Origin of the sequence: Pseudoalteromonas sp. 2CM36K, from assembly GCF_023161865.1 — a bacterium.
Taxonomy (GTDB): Bacteria; Pseudomonadota; Gammaproteobacteria; order Enterobacterales; family Alteromonadaceae; genus Pseudoalteromonas; species Pseudoalteromonas tetraodonis.
Genome location: NZ_JALNTK010000026.1, coordinates 1 through 18,780 on the forward strand (window position 1 = coordinate 1; position 18,780 = coordinate 18,780).

At 41.3% G+C, this 18,780-nt stretch carries 18 protein-coding genes and 1 pseudogene; 5 read left to right on the forward strand and 14 right to left on the reverse strand.

Going from position 1 to position 18,780, the window contains the following annotated elements:
• Positions 1–526: 526 nt before the first annotated feature.
• From MTN97_RS18155 to proB, 6 genes and pseudogenes are all read right to left on the reverse strand, one after another.
• A pseudogene (locus tag MTN97_RS18155) lies at positions 527–1,089 on the reverse strand (sugar O-acetyltransferase).
• Positions 1,090–1,699: 610 nt separating this feature from the next.
• Positions 1,700–2,947 carry a DEAD/DEAH box helicase gene (locus tag MTN97_RS15180; RefSeq protein ID WP_248474788.1) on the reverse strand — a complete coding sequence of 416 codons (1,248 nt, stop codon included), beginning with the start codon at positions 2,945–2,947 and terminating at the stop codon, positions 1,700–1,702.
• A 92-nt stretch (positions 2,948–3,039) separates the two neighbouring features.
• Positions 3,040–3,744: a DUF3581 domain-containing protein gene (locus tag MTN97_RS15185; RefSeq protein ID WP_248474789.1), complete on the reverse strand. Its 705-nt coding sequence runs from the start codon at positions 3,742–3,744 to the stop codon at positions 3,040–3,042.
• Between the two features lie 193 nt (positions 3,745–3,937).
• Positions 3,938–5,422, reverse strand: coding sequence for a glutamate--tRNA ligase (gene gltX, locus MTN97_RS15190; RefSeq protein WP_008111109.1), 1,485 nt, complete (start codon positions 5,420–5,422; stop codon positions 3,938–3,940).
• Positions 5,423–5,472: 50 nt separating this feature from the next.
• Positions 5,473–5,832, reverse strand: a complete 360-nt coding sequence (locus tag MTN97_RS15195; RefSeq protein WP_008111110.1) for a glutaredoxin family protein — start codon at positions 5,830–5,832, stop codon at positions 5,473–5,475.
• Positions 5,833–5,938: 106 nt separating this feature from the next.
• On the reverse strand, positions 5,939–7,042 hold the full coding sequence (proB, locus tag MTN97_RS15200; protein ID WP_248474790.1) for a glutamate 5-kinase: 1,104 nt from the start codon (positions 7,040–7,042) through the stop codon (positions 5,939–5,941).
• A gap of 131 nt (positions 7,043–7,173) precedes the next feature.
• On the opposite strand from proB, the gene MTN97_RS15205 reads away from it, so the two are divergent.
• The gene (locus MTN97_RS15205) at positions 7,174–8,133 is read left to right on the forward strand and encodes a DMT family transporter (RefSeq protein ID WP_033102849.1); all 960 of its coding nucleotides are present in this window, start codon (positions 7,174–7,176) and stop codon (positions 8,131–8,133) included.
• Here MTN97_RS15205 and MTN97_RS15210 read toward each other — a convergent pair.
• From MTN97_RS15210 to pdsO, 3 genes are read right to left on the reverse strand one after another with little or no spacing between them, the layout of a single operon-like run.
• The gene (locus MTN97_RS15210) at positions 8,028–8,633 is read right to left on the reverse strand and encodes a class GN sortase (RefSeq protein ID WP_248474791.1); all 606 of its coding nucleotides are present in this window, start codon (positions 8,631–8,633) and stop codon (positions 8,028–8,030) included. The genes MTN97_RS15205 and MTN97_RS15210 overlap by 106 nt on opposite strands.
• The gene (locus MTN97_RS15215) at positions 8,630–10,630 is read right to left on the reverse strand and encodes a marine proteobacterial sortase target protein (protein ID WP_248474792.1); all 2,001 of its coding nucleotides are present in this window, start codon (positions 10,628–10,630) and stop codon (positions 8,630–8,632) included. The genes MTN97_RS15210 and MTN97_RS15215 overlap by 4 nt, the downstream gene beginning before the upstream one ends.
• 25 nt (positions 10,631–10,655) lie before the next feature.
• Entirely contained in the window at positions 10,656–11,381 is a 726-nt protein-coding gene (gene pdsO, locus MTN97_RS15220) for a sortase-associated OmpA-like protein PdsO (RefSeq protein ID WP_036981499.1), read from the reverse strand.
• A 228-nt stretch (positions 11,382–11,609) separates the two neighbouring features.
• On the opposite strand from pdsO, the gene pdsR reads away from it, so the two are divergent.
• The 3 genes from pdsR to MTN97_RS15235 all read left to right on the forward strand — a co-directional run bounded on the left by pdsR (position 11,610) and on the right by MTN97_RS15235 (position 14,722).
• Positions 11,610–12,305, forward strand: a complete 696-nt coding sequence (pdsR, locus tag MTN97_RS15225) for a proteobacterial dedicated sortase system response regulator (RefSeq protein ID WP_036981496.1) — start codon at positions 11,610–11,612, stop codon at positions 12,303–12,305.
• Positions 12,299–14,434 (forward strand): proteobacterial dedicated sortase system histidine kinase, encoded by a 2,136-nt coding sequence (pdsS, locus tag MTN97_RS15230; RefSeq protein WP_248474793.1) that lies wholly within the window; start codon positions 12,299–12,301, stop codon positions 14,432–14,434. The genes pdsR and pdsS overlap by 7 nt, the downstream gene beginning before the upstream one ends.
• Positions 14,435–14,566: 132 nt before the next feature.
• Positions 14,567–14,722: a hypothetical protein gene (locus MTN97_RS15235; RefSeq protein WP_171036851.1), complete on the forward strand. Its 156-nt coding sequence runs from the start codon at positions 14,567–14,569 to the stop codon at positions 14,720–14,722.
• Positions 14,723–14,740: 18 nt separating this feature from the next.
• Here MTN97_RS15235 and MTN97_RS15240 read toward each other — a convergent pair whose 3' ends face one another.
• Complete coding sequence (locus tag MTN97_RS15240; protein ID WP_248474794.1) at positions 14,741–15,982, reverse strand: multifunctional CCA addition/repair protein; 1,242 nt, start codon at positions 15,980–15,982, stop codon at positions 14,741–14,743.
• A gap of 143 nt (positions 15,983–16,125) precedes the next feature.
• Between MTN97_RS15240 and MTN97_RS15245 the strand changes: the two genes are divergently transcribed.
• On the forward strand, positions 16,126–16,344 hold the full coding sequence (locus MTN97_RS15245) for a hypothetical protein (protein ID WP_138626333.1): 219 nt from the start codon (positions 16,126–16,128) through the stop codon (positions 16,342–16,344).
• A 115-nt stretch (positions 16,345–16,459) separates the two neighbouring features.
• Here MTN97_RS15245 and MTN97_RS15250 read toward each other — a convergent pair whose 3' ends face one another.
• From MTN97_RS15250 to MTN97_RS15265, 4 genes are read right to left on the reverse strand one after another with little or no spacing between them, the layout of a single operon-like run.
• Positions 16,460–16,672, reverse strand: coding sequence for a murein transglycosylase domain-containing protein (locus MTN97_RS15250; protein WP_248474795.1), 213 nt, complete (start codon positions 16,670–16,672; stop codon positions 16,460–16,462).
• Between the two features lie 20 nt (positions 16,673–16,692).
• Positions 16,693–16,878: a hypothetical protein gene (locus MTN97_RS15255; protein ID WP_248474796.1), complete on the reverse strand. Its 186-nt coding sequence runs from the start codon at positions 16,876–16,878 to the stop codon at positions 16,693–16,695.
• Positions 16,879–16,904: 26 nt separating this feature from the next.
• The gene (locus tag MTN97_RS15260; protein WP_248474797.1) at positions 16,905–17,405 is read right to left on the reverse strand and encodes a DUF1543 domain-containing protein; all 501 of its coding nucleotides are present in this window, start codon (positions 17,403–17,405) and stop codon (positions 16,905–16,907) included.
• A gap of 24 nt (positions 17,406–17,429) precedes the next feature.
• The gene (locus tag MTN97_RS15265) at positions 17,430–18,779 is read right to left on the reverse strand and encodes a sigma 54-interacting transcriptional regulator (protein WP_248474798.1); all 1,350 of its coding nucleotides are present in this window, start codon (positions 18,777–18,779) and stop codon (positions 17,430–17,432) included.
• Position 18,780: the final 1 nt, after the last annotated feature.

Genomic DNA, 18,780 nt, shown 5'->3' on the forward strand with positions numbered 1-18,780 from the left:
GTTCGGGGTTCGGGGTTCGGGGTTCGGGGTTCGGGGTTCGGGGTTCGGGGTTCGGGGTTCGGGGTTCGGGGTTCGGGCAACAATAATAAGCGACATCGAATAAGCCAGTTCAAGTAGTTAGCTTCATTTATTTTAATAAGTACTAACTTGAGCTGTCAGAATTGAACTGTAGGACTTTATCAAAGCTGAATTTCGCATTTGTGCCAACAGCGTATAAAAAGTGAATTTGAAAGCCTTTTGAGTGGCGCCTTCGGCTTAACCAACCTACATTTTGACGTAGGTCGGATAAGTGGCGGAGCCACGCCATCCGCCAAAAATAATGAATTTACCAGAAACAGTCCAACTTACCGCGTTAACGTTACCAGTGACTGATTTGTGCCATGTCCGGACGTTCGTAACGCCGCATTAAGGTGTGAGCAACGCTACCACGAAACCTCACCATACCACCGTAAACACAAAAACCCAACGATGGAATGAAAAATACCAAGCGTTGGGAATCACTCTTAAATGCTTTGTTATGAGTAAATTATGGCTTAACGCTGATTTCTTTTAACACTTTCGCTGGGTTACCACCAATTACGATATTGTCCCCAAAACTCTTCGTTACCACTGCACCAGAGGCTACCACCACATTGTTCCCAAGGGTCACGCCAGGGTTGATAACCGCATGACCACCTATCCAACAATTATCACCAATGGTTATTGGCTTTGCTAGCTCTAAACCACTGTTCCTCTCGATTGGGTCTAAGGGATGTGTCGCAGTATAAATTCCAACTTGAGGTGCAAGTAAACAGTTCTTACCAAATTTTACTTCCGCAACATCCAAAATCACGCAGCCGAAATTAGCATAGAAATTATCACCAACATGAATATTAGAGCCATAGTCACAATTGAAATAAGATTCAATGTGAATATTGTCACCTGTTGTGCCAAATAAATGCCTAATTATTTCAACACGCTTTTGTTGAAACTCGACAGAGGTTGTTTCAACTCTTCAGTTAACAGTCTAGCGTTCAATCTTAGCTTTAATAACTCTTCATCACTTGGATCATAAAGCTTACCTGCTAACATTTTTTCTTTTTCTGACATTAAACTTGGACTCCAAGACCAATTTACTCATAACATTTAATAGTGCGCTCATCGCGCATATTTCTGCCGACGCTACGCTCATTTTTCTACATTATATAGCTTTAACAAATTATCTAAGGTATTACTATCACTAAGTTTTCTAAAATCTCAGATAAATTTAAATAAACCAATATGCGCTCAGCGCTCATTTTCATGAATATATGCGCAAAGAGCAGTTTAACCAATCAATTAACGACGATATTTAGCCAATTTCAATGACAGCTTCTCGCTCATAGCTGCTTGTCAGGTGAAATCTAAACTAATTCTCCTCAGCTGTACGATCAGATATGAGCTACTACACCTTTATGTTTTTCAACCAATTGAGATAATTCAATGTCACTTCCTTTTTTATATTTTACGTTTTAATCACCTGATTTCATTCTCGGCAAAATAATTACACTTTATTAATTCCATGTAAACAATACAATGACTTAACACTTAAGCTGTGTGCTAAAAAGAACTAACAGGGAGAGGTAGTGAGTTAAGAATATGCAGCAAACCACGGCGCTAAATTTAACGCCGTGTTGGGCTCTTTTTTACTGACAACTGACAGCTAAAAAACTGAACGCTTTTACTTGCGTCTTCTATTCGGCGCTCTTTGCCCTGTAATACGTTTTTTATCGCGCTCTTTACGCGCTTTGTTAGTGTTTTTGCGGTTATCTTTAGGCGGCTTATTTAAATCAGGTTCATAGCCTTCAAGCCATTGTGGTGTTAAGCGGGTATCAAGCAGTACTTCAATTTCTTCAAGTAGCCATTGCTCATCTAAGCTCACTAATGACATTGCTAAACCTTGCTCACCAGCTCGTCCTGTACGGCCAATACGATGCACATAATCTTCAGCTATGTATGGCAATTCAAAGTTAATTACGTATTTAAGTGCCGGTATGTCTAAACCGCGCGCCGCTACATCGGTGGCTAATAATACACGCGTACTGCCCTCTTTAAAGTTTTGTAATGCGCGATCGCGAGCACCCTGTGATTTATCACCATGAATAGATTCGGTTTTTAAACCATCTTTACACATTTCTTTGGCAAGCTTATCGGCCATTTGTTTAGTGCGGGTGAATATAAGCACTTGGCGCCAGTTTTTCATGCCAATCATGTGCGATACCAGTTCGCGCTTTCTGTCTTCATCTACTGCGTAAATAACTTGTTCAACCTCTACAGCAGCAGAGTTGCGCTTATCAACTTCAATAAGTTCAGGGTCTTTGAGCAATTTTTTACTCAGCTCAAATACACTGTCATCAAAGGTGGCGGAAAACAGTAAGGTTTGACGATCGCCTGGGATGTGACGCAGTATTCGTTTAATTTCGTCAATAAAACCCATATCAAGCATACGGTCTGCTTCATCAAATACTAAAGAGTCCACGCTTGAAAGCACCACACTGCCCTTCACTATGTGATCAAGTAAGCGCCCTGGCGTTGCCACTATTACCTGCGCTGTTTTAAGTGCTTTAATTTGCGGGCCAATGCTTGCGCCACCATAGGCAAGTGCACCTTTTATATCTGTACCTTGTGCATATTTTTCAAAGCTTGCAAATACTTGCTGAGCAAGCTCCCTAGTGGGCGTTAAAATAACCACACGGGCAATGCCTAGTTCGTCTTTTTTAGCGGAATTTAAAAGCTTATGTAATAGCGGCAAAACAAAAGCGGCTGTTTTACCGGTGCCAGTTTGAGCGCTGCCCATCACGTCTTTGCCCGCTAAAATTGGCGGTATCGTTTTGTGCTGAATGGCGGTAGGCGTAGTGTAATTATTTTGCTCTATTGCCGTTAATAGTAACGGGTCTAGGGCTAGTGATGAGAACGATGTGGCAGACATAAGCTTGGCTTTAAAATAACAAAGAACGCTATTATACCTGAGCTTTAGTAATAAAAAAGGCGCTCAATAGCGCCCTTTGTAAAATGAAGTATTTAAACCGGTTTTAATGTGGCTTTACGCTCATTATAAAATGCAATTAAATCATCTACGGTGCTTTGACAGTACTCACGAATACCCGATACCACCATGTGTTTTTCACCAAAACCCACCTTTTCGCCGTTTTCGAGTAAATTAAAGCGCAAGGTTATTTTGCCGCGTTTACCAGCGTATTCAAAACTTGGCTCAGCAAACTCAAGGGTCGGTGATTTAATATCAATGTTATTAAGGTTAATTATCATTGATTCATAAATAATCATAGGCCGCGCAGGATTTATCATTACCGCTTGCTTGCCCATTAAAGGAATAATTACATGCGGGAACGCAGCACCTGAGAACTCAACATAATTTTTTATTAAACTGTTTGTAAGTGTTAAGCATTTACTGGTTTTACCGTCGCGTTTAACTTTTAAAATTACTTTTTCGCCATGGTTTACATCAAACTCTTCTCCAGGTTGTTCTGGAAAATTTAGCTTGGTATTTTCATCAACCATACCGGCAAAGGTAAACTCCATTCGCTCACTAATGCCATAGCGGTCTAACACTAGAGAAAAAAGTAAGTCTCCTGGTGCGCAAAACTTTTTAGCGTCTTTATCATGAAGCGGGTTGTAGTCGTCGGCTACACATTTAGCAAAGCGACAACCTTGCTCACGAGAAATTGAAACATAATCAGCATGCTGCTGATAGTAAGGACTTAACATAGTGTGTTCACTGCTTAAACTGCTTATAACCTAGCCATACTACCAGAAAAAAAATCTTGAGAGGTCGAATCTGTTTAATAAAGGTTACAAATGGTTGTTTGTAATGGCCAAGCATATAATTTCGAGGCTTTTTAAACGTAAAAAGCCGCTTAAATTAAGCGGCTTTTAAATAGCTAACCTGCATTAGGATTAATTAAGCACTTGGATAGTCGCGGTATGCGCGCTCTATCTTTTTAGCCTGCTTTTTAGAAATACCTAAATGAGCAAGCGCGACACGTAAACGTGCACGCGATAGGTCAGACCCTAAAATCTCCATTGCATCTAATACCGAGGTAGATGATGTTTTGCCGGTAATAGCCACAAATATAGGCTCTAAGAAGTCTTTAATTTTAAGCTCGTGGAAGGTGGCTACTTCTTTTGCAATTGCAAAAATAGCTGGTTTTTCAAAGCTACGTAAGCCTTCTAGCTGCCATACAAAAAATTGTAATGCTTGGCGAATAACATCTTCGTCAGCTTTACCGGCTGTTAGTAGCGCTGGATCGTAAGTCGGGATACCGCCTACAAAGTGCCCTGCTAAATCAACCATGTCAGAGAGCGTATTTATACGCGTTTTAGCTTCCGGTAATACTTTAGCAAGCATGTCGCCATTAAATTTCCAGTCAACAAAACGCTGCATTAGCTCTGCATCAGTTAAGTTTTCGCGGATCCACATACCGTTTAACCAGCTTAACTTGTCTACGTCGAATACTGGGCCCCCCAGCGATACACGCTTCATGTCAAAATGTTCAATCATTTCATTAAGGGTGAACTTTTCACGCTCATCAGGCATTGACCAACCCATACGGCCTAAGTAGTTTAGTACCGCTTCTGGTAGGTAACCCATTTCTTTGTAGTAATTAATAGACGTTGGGTTTTTACGCTTAGACAGTTTTGATTTATCTGGGTTACGCAGTAATGGTAAGTGACCTAATACGGGTGCTTCCCAACCAAAATCTTCATACAGTTTTAATAGCTTAGGCGCTGAGTTTATCCACTCTTCACCACGGAAAATATGGCTAATTTGCATGTGGTGATCATCCACCACATTAGCTAAAAAGTAAGTTGGAAAGCCATCCGCTTTTAATAGCACTTGCATGTCTACGTTTTCCCACGGGATCTCAATTTCGTCGCGTAGGTAATCGTTAAACTTAAACGTACCTTCGCTTGGGATTTTCATACGAATAACGTACGGTTTACCAGCAGCTAGGTTTGCTTTAATTTCGTCTTCGGTATGGTTTAAGCCACGGCCATCGTATTTAGGACGCAGACCTTCGGCCATTTGTTCTTCACGCATTTGGTCCAGTTCTTCGCTGGTTGCGAAACAGTAGAATGCTTTGCCGTCTTCAACTAACTGATGAGCGTATTTTTTATATAAATCACTGCGCTCAGATTGACGGTATGGACCAAACTCACCACCTACATCAGGACCATGATCCCACTCAAGGCCTAACCAGCGTAAGCTATCCATGATGGCTTGTTCAGATTCTGGTGTGCTGCGAACTTGGTCAGTATCTTCAATACGAAGTACAAATTCACCGCCTTGCTGTTTAGCAAAACAGTAGTTAAATAAGGCAATGTAAGCGGTGCCAAGATGCGGGTCACCAGTTGGCGACGGAGCAACACGGGTACGAATTGTCATGGTAATGTCTCTTTTAATAAGTGAGATGGTATGAAATACCAATAAATATTTTAAGCGGCTACTTTGTTTAAGTAAGCAATAATATCGTTTGATTCATAAAGCCATTTAACTTGGCCATCTTGCTCAATACGTAAACAAGGTACTTTAACTTTTCCGCCTTGCTCTAATAGCTCTTGGCGGTATTGCTCATCATTTTTTGCATCGCGTGTTTCAATTTTTAAGCCTTCACGCTTAATTGAACGGCGCACTTTTACACAAAAAGGGCATGCTTTGAATTGATAGAGCTTAAATTGTGCGGTTTGCTGATCAAGCTTAGTTTGCTCTTGCGGATCACGTTTTTTGCTACGCGGCGTAAAAACAAAATTAAAAAATAAGATGATACAACCTAAAACCCAGCGAACTAATTTCATCTTCAATACTCTTTACAACAAATTTAAGGTGCAAGATTTTAACACAAAAAAGCGCAACACTATAAGCGGATTATACGTTGCGCTATATCGTTAAAAAAGTGCTTAATTACAACACCACCATATCATCTCTGTGTAGTACTTCCACACCGCTATCGTAATCAAGTAATTGGCTGATTTGATTAGAGTGTGCGCCTTTTATTTTATCAATTTCAAGATGGCTAAAGCGAGTTAACCCGCGTGCAATAATTTGCTGGTTTACATCAATTAAGTTAATTAAATCTCCACGTTCAAATTCACCTATTGCACGCGTAATGCCTTTAGCAAGTAAACTAGCCCCCTTAGATTGCAATGCATGCACCGCACCGGCATCAATTAAAATTTGGCCACTACTTTTAGGCCCTGCCAATAACCATTTTTTTCGGCCATCTTTAGGGGCGGTAAGTTTTAAAAAACGGGTGCCTGGCAGTTGTTCGCTCATGCATTTTAAAATCACGTTTTCATCAGCGCCTTTGGCAATAATCACCTCAACCCCAGCTCTTCTGGCAATATCTGCTGCCTGTAGTTTGGTTGCCATACCCCCTGTGCCTAGGTTTGTACCGCTGCCACCCGCAAGTTGGCGTAACTCATCATTAATATGAGTAACTTCGTCAATCAAGGTGGCGTTAATGTCAGTGCGGGGATCGCTGGTAAATAACCCTTGTTGGTCGGTCAGTAGCAGTAATTTGTCAGCATTGGCTAAAATAGCCACTAATGCCGACAAGTTATCGTTGTCACCTACTTTTATTTCGCTAGTAGCAACTGCGTCGTTTTCATTAATGATCGGCACTACATCATAATTTAATAAGGCATTGAGGGTATCGCGGGCATTTAAATAACGCTCTCTGTCGTCAACATCCGCGCGCGTTAGTAGCATTTGCCCCACGTTAACGCCATATAACGCAAATAAACTTTGCCAAATATGAATGAGTTGCCCTTGCCCAATAGCGGCCAACATTTGTTTGTCTATTAATGTGCGCCCACAGGGTTTTAATAGCTGTTCGCGACCTGCAGCAACCGCACCGCTTGATACCAAAATAACCTGGTGACCTTGCTTTTTTAGCTCACAGCATTGGCGAACCAGTTCCACCATATGTGCTTTGTCTAACTTATCGGTACCGCCAGTGAGTACGCTTGTACCTAGCTTTACAACTACGACCTGATCCCTTTGCATGTTTTTTACTTAGCGCAATAAATAATGAATTTATTTATACCAGTTCGGTATTTTTGAACAAGTAAAAAATATTCAAGCACCCCCTCTGCGTGCTAGGATCGCACTATATTCAACCGATTAAATTACACCTTATGCCTGCCAGTTTATGTTTAATTATTGCCACCTTTTTGTGGGGTAGCTCCTTTATTGCACTTAAATACGCGATTGCGATTTATGACCCTGCCTTGGTGATATTTTTACGTATGCTCACCACTTTACTGATTTCGTTATGTTTATGGCGTTACGTAATTCGCTTTGAATATTTAAAAGGCGATTGGAAGTACTTATTAGGCATGTCGCTGGCTGAGCCGTGCTTGTACTTTTTATTTGAAGGCCACGCAATGGAATATACCTCAGCATCTCAAGCGGGAGTGATTGTTTCTTGTTTACCCATTATTGTGGCATTTTTAGCGTTTTTCATGCTCAAAGAGCATATTAGTAAAGCTATTGTGGTGGGTTTTACGCTGTGTATTGGCGGCAGTATTTTACTGACCTTGCTCTCACCGAGTTCAAGCCAAGCCCCAAACCCATTACTGGGGAATTTTTTAGAATTAATGGCCATGGTGTGCGCGGCATTTTATACCGTGTGTATAAAACATTTAGCTAACCGTTATTCCCCACTCACATTGATTGCTCTGCAAGGTGTGAGTGGTAGTTTGTTTTTTGCTCCGTTTTTATTATTTATTGACCTACCCAGTGAAAACCAACACGATTTAACCGCACTAATGAGCATATTGTACTTAGGCTCTTGTGTTACTTTGGGTGGGTACGGCATGTACAACTATGCGATTAGTAAAGTGTCGGTATTAACCGCCGCGGCTTACTCTAATTTAATTCCTATTTTCACTTTAATTTTGTCAGCCATTATCCTCAACGAAGTACTAACTCTTGGCCAGTGGATCAGCATATTTGTGGTGTTTATAGGCGTAATGATTAGCCAACGCCATCAAGAGCTGGTGGTCGATATTCCTAACTCAACTTCGGGTGAGGATATTTCTGCCGACACTAACCACCTTAAATCGGTACCCGAGGCCAGCGAATCAAAAGGGTAACAGGTTAATAAATACAGCCCTGATTGATGCAAAAAATCGGTGTTGTACTGATTAATTACCTCAACATGTGTTACTGAATAATGCTGCACTTGGCCATTTTTAAGTTGTAAAGAAAATTGCTCCCCCACTTTAGCGTTTTTTAAAAACGCAAAGTGGGTATCATTGTGGCCAGCAATAAGTGCTCCTTTCGAATTACCAAAATCAGCCCCACCTAACTCCCCTGCTGGTAAAAAGTGGCTCGGCGCAAACGCTAAATTTCTACCACTTGCTCCATCAAGCACGGTTAGTCGCTTATTATGCTTTGGCCATATTATTTGTGCCACCGGGTAACTATCAGCATAAAACCACGGCTTAATTTTTTTATTAGGCGATTTAAGGGTCGTTTGCCAAGCTTGCTCTATTAACACTTGTGCAAGCCATGCCTTTGCCTGCATGTATACACCATGGCCAAACAAGCTCAGCCCCAAGGCTAGTAAACCTATGCTTAGCCACTTTTTCATTTACAGCGCCTTACTAACAACAGGCCACCTAGTAGCATTAAAGCCCCAAACACAATATGCACTTTGCTTTGCCCATCAGTTTGCGGCAAGCGCATGGTCATTCCTTGCGGCATAGTATTAGCCACTTGTGTACTTTGTTTAGCAACTTCTTTAATAGTGGTCTCTTCTATGGCAATAAACGCAGTAAATGGGCTAAGTAATTGATGCTCAAGCGCAAGCTGCTGCACTTGCTGTTTTACTACACTTTGTTGGTTGTATAACAATAACGACTTTATTTTTTGACGTGCCCAGAGTTTATCAATTCCAGTGGCTTTTGAGCTTGCTTGCGGATTAAGCTTAACCTTAAACTCCCCATGCGCCGTTTGCCCCGTAAAAGTAATTGCATCGGTACTGTCTAATTTAATAGCCACCATAATAGGCTCAGCAAAATATAGATCAGGCAAAGGTGAGGGCCAAAAATCTAAGCTGTCTCCATTTTTATTTGTTAACGCTAAATTAGTCATCGCCGGATGAGCAAGTTTATCAAACAACTGCTGCATTTTCGGCTGCACATCATGAGCACTGCTTATAAAGGTGTAAGTTCCCTTGCCTATATCAGCGGCACGACGCATAAAATAACGGTTAGGCGCACTACCAATGCCCACAGTAAATAAACGGCTATCACCTAAGGTATGCGCAATATGTTTAAATAATTGATCTTCGTTACTTACGCTACCATCGGTTAAAAATACAACTTGGCGTACAAACCTTTCAAACTGCGTACCATCAAGTACCGCATCAAGTGCACCTTTTATTTCAGTTCCGCCATCGGCTTGTAAGTTATAAATAAAACGCTCTGCGCGACGTAAATTGAAGTCACTGGCAATTAATGGGGTCTCACTCATGGCTGCAACCTCATTATTAAAACTGACAATATTGAAGCTATCATCACTATCTAATAATGATAATGCGTAAAACAGCGCTTTTTTAGCTTGTTCAATAGACTGCCCATGCATAGATCCCGAAGTATCAACTACAAACACCATTTCACGCGGTAAACGCTGAGATTGAGTAAAACTATCGCTTGGCGGCATTAGCATTGCTAACGCATACTGCTCACCATTTTGTGCTTGTTGAGTAAAAAGTGCAGCTTGCGCTTGCGCTATTTGAAGTGGTTTAAACTCAAGTACAAAGTCTCTATTTATGGCTTGCTGTGGTTTTAGCGCAATGCTGTATTGCCCAAATGAAGGGTTTTCAACATTAATTTGATGGTACTTAGCATTTATATCAACCAATTCTAAGCCTATATCCATGTTAATTGTTAAGCTTAAATCGCTGGCATTTGTCGCCTCATTGGTTTGTTTTGTGTACACAGGGCTTAACCAACCCTGTGGAGTGAACAAAGGTGCATTAGCGCTTTTTATCGCATGTGTATCTTGATCATCGTTAACTTCCCCTGTTATTGCATGATAGCGTGGCGTAATTGTGGTTGGAAAATGAATAGCAAAGGTTCCGTGTTGGTAATCAATAATCTCTTGATACTCAAGCGTTATAACTATTTCTTCTCCTGGCCCTACATTTGCCACATTTGTAATAAACATATTTGCACGCTGCTGTCGCAGCAATGAAGCTTGTTTGCCTGCTTTTTTGGCAGCTTGGTACTGTTTTTCAGCTTGGCGTTTTTTTGTTATTTTACCTTTGATAACTCGCTCGCCAATACGCATGGTCATTGCTTGCACGGCGCTTTCATCGGGTAAAGGAAATATATAACGTGCATTTACTGCAAAAGGATTTTCATTTATGTAGTGCTGCGTTACTACAACATGATTAATTAGTCCTGTTAGGGTCATTTTTGCATCACTTTTTAAAATAACCCCAGGATTAACCGCCACTCCTTGGCTATCAAACAAGGATAGTTTTGGCGACTGTGCATGGCTTTTAAAGCTGGCCAAAAGCACGATAATAATAAAAATAAAAAGGCTTACCTTGGTAAGCACTTTGGTGGGTTTACTCAACATAAATCACTCCCTCGAACGCACGCTGTTAATTGCTTGCTGTTTGATTACTTGACTGATTTAGCGCACGGGTAGTGAGAGTAACGCGTCTGTCAAAAAAGTTATCTTCAAGGGTGTTACTGCTTGCTATGCTTTGCTGCTCGCCAAATGCTTGTGCGCTTAAACGTGTATGGCTTACACCTTGTTTAATTAAGTAACTTTTTACGGCGTTTACTCTGGCTTTTGAAAGTAATAAGTTTGCTTGCTCTTCACCACGCTGATCGGCAAAGCCACTTAAATCAAGTGCGAGTTGTGGCTGGCTTTTTAATAACGCAACTAATTGATCAAGCTGCTTAGCAAAATGAGGAGCAATATCGCTAGAGCCTGTTTTAAATTGCACTGTCATCGCCAATAAATTATTAAGTTGTGATTGCGTTAATTGCTCATTCTGCTGAGCCAATAGCTCAAGTTGCGCTTCTAAGTGACTGTTATGATTAAGAACATGTTGGTAGTCGTTGGTTTTTTCTGCCATAACTGTTAAAGCTTGTTGCTGCTCGGCAATAGTTTGCTCAGCCACCTTGGCATCGCCAATTAAGCCACCAGCAAATGCACCTACAAACGCGCCAATAGGCCCACCAACAACGCCACCAATAATGGCACCGGTGCTCAGGCCGACTATGGTTTCCTTTTTTGCTTCTTTCGATGGAGTATCCGCGGCAAAAGCAGGAGTGCAAAAAGTACTAACGAGTGTGAGTGCGATTAATGTTTTCTTCATGATTTATTCCTTACTATTAATAATGGTTGGCAAGCTATTGGTTGGCACTTGCGTTGTATCTGTAATTTCAATAGTTGTATTAAAACACCATGAAGTGGCAACAAAGGGGATCAAAAATGGCAAACTGCTGAGCAATTGTGGCAAAAAAATGGCAATTGTGTTTTTAACCGTACTTAGCGCAAAAACTTCGCTATAGTGCGCCTAAGTCAATATGAGTAATTAATAAAAATGAAGAAAATAGCCATCATTGAAGATGAAACCGCAATCCGCGAAAACTACATAGAAATGCTGAGCGCTCAAGGCTATCAGGTGAGTGGTTATGAAAACCGCCCTCAAGCAGAAGCGGCCTTTAAAGAAGCGCTTCCCGATTTAGCCATTGTTGATATTGGTTTAGGCCATGAAATAGATGGTGGCTTTTTACTGTGCCAAACACTGCGTTCACTGTCTAAAACCTTACCGATTATTTTTTTAACCGCTCGCGACAGCGAAATAGACACCGTATGCGGCCTGCGCATGGGCGCCGACGACTACTTAACCAAAGACATTAGCTTAGCCCATTTAGCTGCGCGTATTGGCGCACTATTTCGCCGTATGGAAGCATTAGAGCAACCCGCCGATGCTAACGCATTAATAACTCGCGGCCAACTAACGCTCGATATGCAACGTATGCAGGTGCTTTGGCAACACCAGTTAGTTGATTTAACCGTAACTGAATTTTGGATGCTGCATTCACTCGCTCAGCGACCAGGACACGTTAAAAGCCGTAACGATTTAATGAGTGATGCTAAAATTTATGTAGACGACAGCACCATTACCTCGCATGTAAAACGTATTCGTAAAAAGTTTATAGCACTCGATAGCCAGTTTGACTGTATAGATACCGTGTATGGCATGGGCTACAGGTGGGAGCAACCCACATGCTGAGGTTTGGCCTACGCAGTAAATTTATCCTACTTTCGTGCTTTTTGTTTTTGTTGCCATGGCTTGGCTACGAATATGTATGGGAAATGGAAAAGTTTTTACGCCAAGGCCAAGAAAAAACGCTCGTAGGCACCACTCGCGCACTGGCCACGGCCCTGCACGAACGCCCCGCTTTATTTGACGAACAAACCAACTTTTTAGATCAGGTGGTAAAAGGTCGCGATCTCTATGCTTATAATTTAAAAAGCCCGATTCAGCTCGATGGCAAACTCAACGACTGGGACGCTTATCAATCGCTGTTTTGGCTTTATGATAAACGCTACTTACAAACAGCCAATGATAACCATCAACTGAGCAACTTATCTTTTAGCCATATGGTAGGTAAGTTTGATAATTACTTATATGCTGTATTTAAAGTCACAGATGACACTGTAATTTACCGTGCTAAAAACAGCCTCAGCATTACCAATAATGACTATGTAAAAATTGGTCTAAAAAATCCTGATGGACTATTTAATACTTATATTATTGCTCCGCGCCAAGATGGCTGGGTCAACGCATTTGACGCCAACAGTAAAATGCCTTTTACTAAAATTCAGGGCTTTTTTAAACAAACTGAAACTGGCTACAACCTTGAGCTGCGCTTTCCTTTGAGTATGCTTGGCAATAAACTGGGGTTTGCCATTGCCGATGTTGATAGTAAACAGCCAAGCCAAACACTTAATATTATGTCTACATCCAACTTAAATAACCCAAATGATTTGGGCTCAGTACTGGTGCCCTCCCCTGAAATAAACCGTATATTAAAAGGCATGGGTCACAGCGGCAGTCGCATTTGGGTGGTCGATAATCATCACCGTGTTTTAGCGCAATCGGGCAGTATTCAAAATGCCGATGGCGTATGGGCTGATGGACTAAAAAATCAAGCGCCAAAAACCGCATGGCAACGCTTTGAACAAACCTATTTGCATCCTTTGTACTATAAAATTTTAACCCGTCCCGAAGATGAGTTTATAGACACCCTACACGATGTCGCCTCAATGCAAGGCACTCATTTAGCCAAAGCACTCAAAGGTCAACCGGCATCGTCGTGGCGACTCACCCCCGACAATAAAGCAGTGATATTATCGGCTGCGTATCCTATTTGGATTGAGGATAAGGTTATTGGCGCAGTTATAGCTGAAGAAACCACCAATGGCGTGCGTACACTGCGTAATAAATCACTGGAAAAACTGTTTAATGTGATTTTAGCGGTTATGCTGATTGGTACTGTGACTTTATTCTTTTTTGCCTCACGTATATCGAGCCGCATTAGGCGACTACGCGATACCGCAGAGCAAGCTATTGATGCGCAAGGACGAGTAACAGGTCATATAAATTACAGCGATGCCAATGACGAAATTGGCGATCTGTCGCGTAGCTTTTCAAATATAGTGAGCCGCCTTGGTGGCTATACCGATTATTTAGAAAATATGTCGTCGCGATTATCTCATGAGCTGCGCACGCCGGTTGCGGTTGTACGTTCATCTCTTGAAAACTTACAAAGCTTGCAGCAAAGTGAACTGAGTCAAAAATACCTTGAGCGTGCCAGTGAAGGGGTTGAGCGTTTAGGGAAGATAATTACCACTATGAGTGAAGCCACCCGCCTTGAGCAAAGCATTCAAAGTAATGAGCCAGAGCCGTTTGATTTGCAAAAGGTGATCAATGGCTGCATGCAAGGCTACCAGCTAACTTACCCTAACCAGTTATTTACACTCAACATTTGCCAAAGCACACTGCCAATGCAAGGTGCCCCTGAATTTATAGCCCAACTGCTCGATAAGCTAATAAATAATGCCTTGGAATTTAGTGAAGCCAACACCGCGATTGAAGTTAGTCTTAAGCAAAGCGAAAACAAAGCAACATTAACGGTAAGTAATACAGGTACTTTATTGCCTGAGGGGCTTACTGAACATATTTTTGATTCTATGGTATCGGTGCGTAGCCAACAAATGCAGCAACAACCGCATTTAGGTTTAGGACTTTATATTGTCAGGCTGGTGTGTGATTACCACAAAGGCACAGTAACGGCGCACAATAATGAGCAAAACAGTGGTGTAGTGTTTACCGTGAACTTGCCTTTAAGTAATTAAACAAAAAGCGGTTTAATTATAAACCGCTTTATTTTAAAGCTTTGCAGTTACAATTTAACTCACACTCAAGTGTAACGATTCACTTTTAATTCATTCGCTCAGTCTTAGTCTACTCACCTAGGAGGAGTCAAAATGAAAGAGTTACTAGAACCCGAAGAAATAGAGTTTATTCTCGATTTATATCGCCCAAATGCAGCCAATAACCATGCTCAACAGGGCGCAACTAAAAAGCCCAAGGTAAGTAATAAACAAGCCATGCAAGCTGAGGCTTTAGCACGTAGTGCTTAACGACACAAACCTTACAAGTTAGCCATTAAGCTGTAAAAACGCTTTAATACAGTCTATTTCTGCCCGTTTGACCGTTTCACCTATTTCGGGGCCTTTTTTACCGCTTTTAAGCGCATCTTGCACTATTTGTTTTTTATCCATTTTTTGTAGTTCGTTGTGAATAGCACGTAATTTAGCGGCTTGTGGATAAGGCTTATCCACCAGCGTTTCGCCTCGTCCTTGTGCATCACACTGACATGCTTGAGTAAAGGCAATAAAACGCTCTGGATGCACTAGCGCATTTAAGTTAGTGACAATTAATTTATGAATGGTTTGCGGCCTTAATTGTTCAAGCGTGTGACAAAGGGTATGGTTATCGCTGGTGAGCACACCGATATCACGAAAGCGACTAGGTACTTTTAGCCGTTCACAAAAGGCCTCAACCACAGCAACCCCTTCACGTTCATGGCCGCGTAAATTCCCCTGTTTTTTGTAACTGAGCGCTTTACCAAAATCATGAGTTAAAGCAGCAAACCGGGTTTCTAGGTTAAAGCCTAAATCGGCTGCTCGTCTAAGCACTAGCATGGTATGGACAAACACATCGCCCTCGGGATGATGATTTGCCGGCTGCGGAGTGTTTTTCATCTGTTCTATTTCAGGAAAAATACCTAACCCATCTAATGCTTGGAAATAAAGCTCAGGGTGTTTTTCGCCAAGCGCTTTTTCTGTTTCAAGCCAGACTCGCTCTGGTACTAGATGTTCCAGCTCGCCTTTATTTTTAAGCTCATGCATTAATGCAGTAGTACTTGGATGAATAGACCATTCACTACCATAACGGGCTAAAAAACGGGCAATACGTAATACCCGAACCGGGTCTTCTACAAATGCGTGTGTGGTGTGGCGCAGTATTTTATTTTTTAAATCAGCTTGACCATTAAACGGGTCAATAACAGTGCCGTTTTCATCTAGCGCCATAGAATTTATGGTTAAATCTCGGCGTGCTAAGTCTTCTTCAAGCGTAACATTGGGGCTCGCATCCACTACAAAGCCGGTATAACCTTTACCACTTTTACGCTCAGTGCGCCCTAGTGCATATTCTTCTTTAGTATGTGGGTGTAAGTAAACGGGAAAATCGCTGCCAATGGGTAAAAAGCCAAGCGCTTCCATAACCTCTGGCGTTTCACCAATAACAACGTAATCGTTATCTTTTGATTGTATGTTAAGCAGTTTATCTCGTACTGCTCCGCCCACTAGGTAAACTTGCTTTAAGCTTTGTTGCACTTTATTCCCAACCACTACTTTTAAAGTTTTCTTTGATGTTAATCATACCTAATCGCAATATAAAAATCAGTGTTGTTTGCCAAGCTTTAGTAAGCTCATTACAATAGCGCATTATTTTTTTATACCTCAACTCACCTTAACTAATGAAAAAACACTCAGCAAAAAAAGAACTTAGGTTACTGCCCATCCTTTTGGTGGTTATTATTATGTGTGTTGCGGGGCATTTCTTGCTGCAAGCTAATTTTCAAGACAGTCATCTGGTCGAATACCTATTAGCCGCGATTCCATTTGCTATGTTTGGCTTAGTGATAGTGGCCTTTAAAATGGCAGCTAAAAGTGAACAACAAGAAAATGATGAGTAAATAAGTTACTGATAGTTTTTTTCTGCTTTAGTGACTTTATATAAATAGCGTCTTGATTCCGCACGTGAGTGCTTAGTGGTGAGAATGTTATAAAACTGGCTTGAAGTAAGCTGATTTATTTGTGAAAACGCCACACTTCTATTTTTATTAAATATACGCTAGCGGTTTTATCGGGGTCGCTGGAGGTCAGTAGGGTCATAACAATGGCCTGCTGTAACAAGCTTATTGTATTTTTTAACGCGATGGTTTCTACTTTTACAGTGCCTTGCTCAAAATCAATAATGGCACGGGCTTGATAATCATTGCTGTATTTAACGTATTTTTGCACTAGGCTGTTGCCTATTTTGCTTACCCCACTTGCGCTTTAATAGAGCGCTGTGTTTTTTGAGCTTGCTTGTGAATTGCAACCACATTGGTCGGGTCGTTTTTTACTTGCTTTACCAGTTTATTTAAATCAACAACGGGCGGTAAACCCGACAGTGATTTACAGCCACTTAAGCCAACTAGCAAAAGTATAAACGCATACTTTTTCACACAATATCCAAAAAAATGCTTAGCAACTATAATACATGATAACCGAACCAGTCCGGTTTAATTGGTTGTGCTTGGCCGCTTGGGGTTAGCTTAATATTAAGCTGACTATCGAGTAAATCAATCGCAAAGCAGTCATCAACATCATATAAATCATCTTTATGAAGATGACTCAGCCCTGCTAATAAGTCATTTTTAGCGCGTTGTTTTGCTTCTTCACTACTACTGGCAACATACAAAGCAAAGTCGTGTTGCTCTGCTAGTGAGTCGCTTCTGTAAGCACCTAAGTTAACAAAATAAAGTTGCTTATTTTGCTCTACATAACTATCAACTACCTCGATTTTATAACCATCAATGTGATTAACCGCCATGTAGCTATCCATGTGTACACTGTTTTTATCACCCACCCACTGACTTTTAAGCTTGCTATAAGTTTGCTCAATATTTTGGCCTACCACAAAACGTACGTCGTGCATTTCTATGTGGCAACCTTGAATAGGCCCACCTAAATACACCATGAATAACTGCATGCTCACTTCCTTTTAAAAACCAAATTAAATTAAACTATCTACGTCAATCTCATGCTTTTTAATCAACTTATAAAAATCAGAACGATTACGCTTGGCAAGTTTGGCGCCTTCTGCCACATTGCCCCCTGCCATTTTCAGGGTATTAATTACATAGTCTCGTTCAAATTCTTTTTTAGCTTCGTTAAGTGATAATGGCTCAACGTTGCTTTCATTACTGTTTAGGGCACTAAGCACTAAATGTTCAGATATAACCTCACTAGGAGTCAACGCAACCACCTGCTCCACTACATTTTGTAATTGACGTATATTTCCTGGCCAATCATACCTTACTAGGGCATGCATGGCATCGCTTGCAAAGCGCTTTTCTTTTTGCTCCATACGCTTTGCGATGTTGGCACTAAAAAAGTTGGCTAATAAGCTAATATCTTCACGGCGTTCACACAGCGGGGGCAACTTTAAGTTTACGACGTTTAACCGGTAGTATAAATCTTCTCTAAACTGTTGATTACTAATCGCTTCAGGCAGGTTTTTGTGGGTTGCAGAAACAATTCGCACATTAATAGGAATTTCTTCTTGAAAGCCCACTGGGCGAATGGTTTTTTCTTGCAACACGCGTAATAACTTAACTTGTAAATTTAGGGGCATATCACCAATTTCGTCTAAAAATAAGGTACCGCCTTGCGCTTGCTGAAATAGGCCTTGGTGATCTTTTACAGCTCCTGTAAATGCCCCTTTTTTATGACCAAATAGCTCTGATTCTAATAGCTCACCAGGCACGGCCCCACAGTTTATTGCCACAAATGGACCATTACTAACATGGCTATGCTGATGAATCGCCTGCGCAAGCAACTCTTTACCGGTACCGCTGGCACCAGAAATAAGCACGTTAACTTGTGTAGGCCCTAATAGTTTAACTTGCTCCAGCAAATGCAGCATAGCGCCACTGCGGGTGACAATATTACTTTGCGGAGTAATATCATCATTATTAACCCCATGTATCTCAATGGCTTTGGCTAGGCTGTCAAACAGCTCATCTTTATCAACGGGTTTTGTGATAAAGGCAAAAATACCTTGCTTGGTGGCCTCTACCGCATCAGGGATAGATCCATGAGCCGTCATCATAATAACAGGCAACGCAGGGTAGCGGTTTTGCAATTGTCGGTGCAGCGCCATGCCGTCCATTTCATCCATTCTTAAATCGGTAATCACCGCATCAAACACTTGGTTTTTAAGTAGTTGTAATGCGTTCATACCACTATCACTGGTCGTTACTTCATAACCCTTTGATTGAATTCGAATAGCCAGTAATTGCAGCAAGCTGGCATCATCATCAACGAGTAAAACTTTAGCACTTGATGGAAATGTGACTGACATA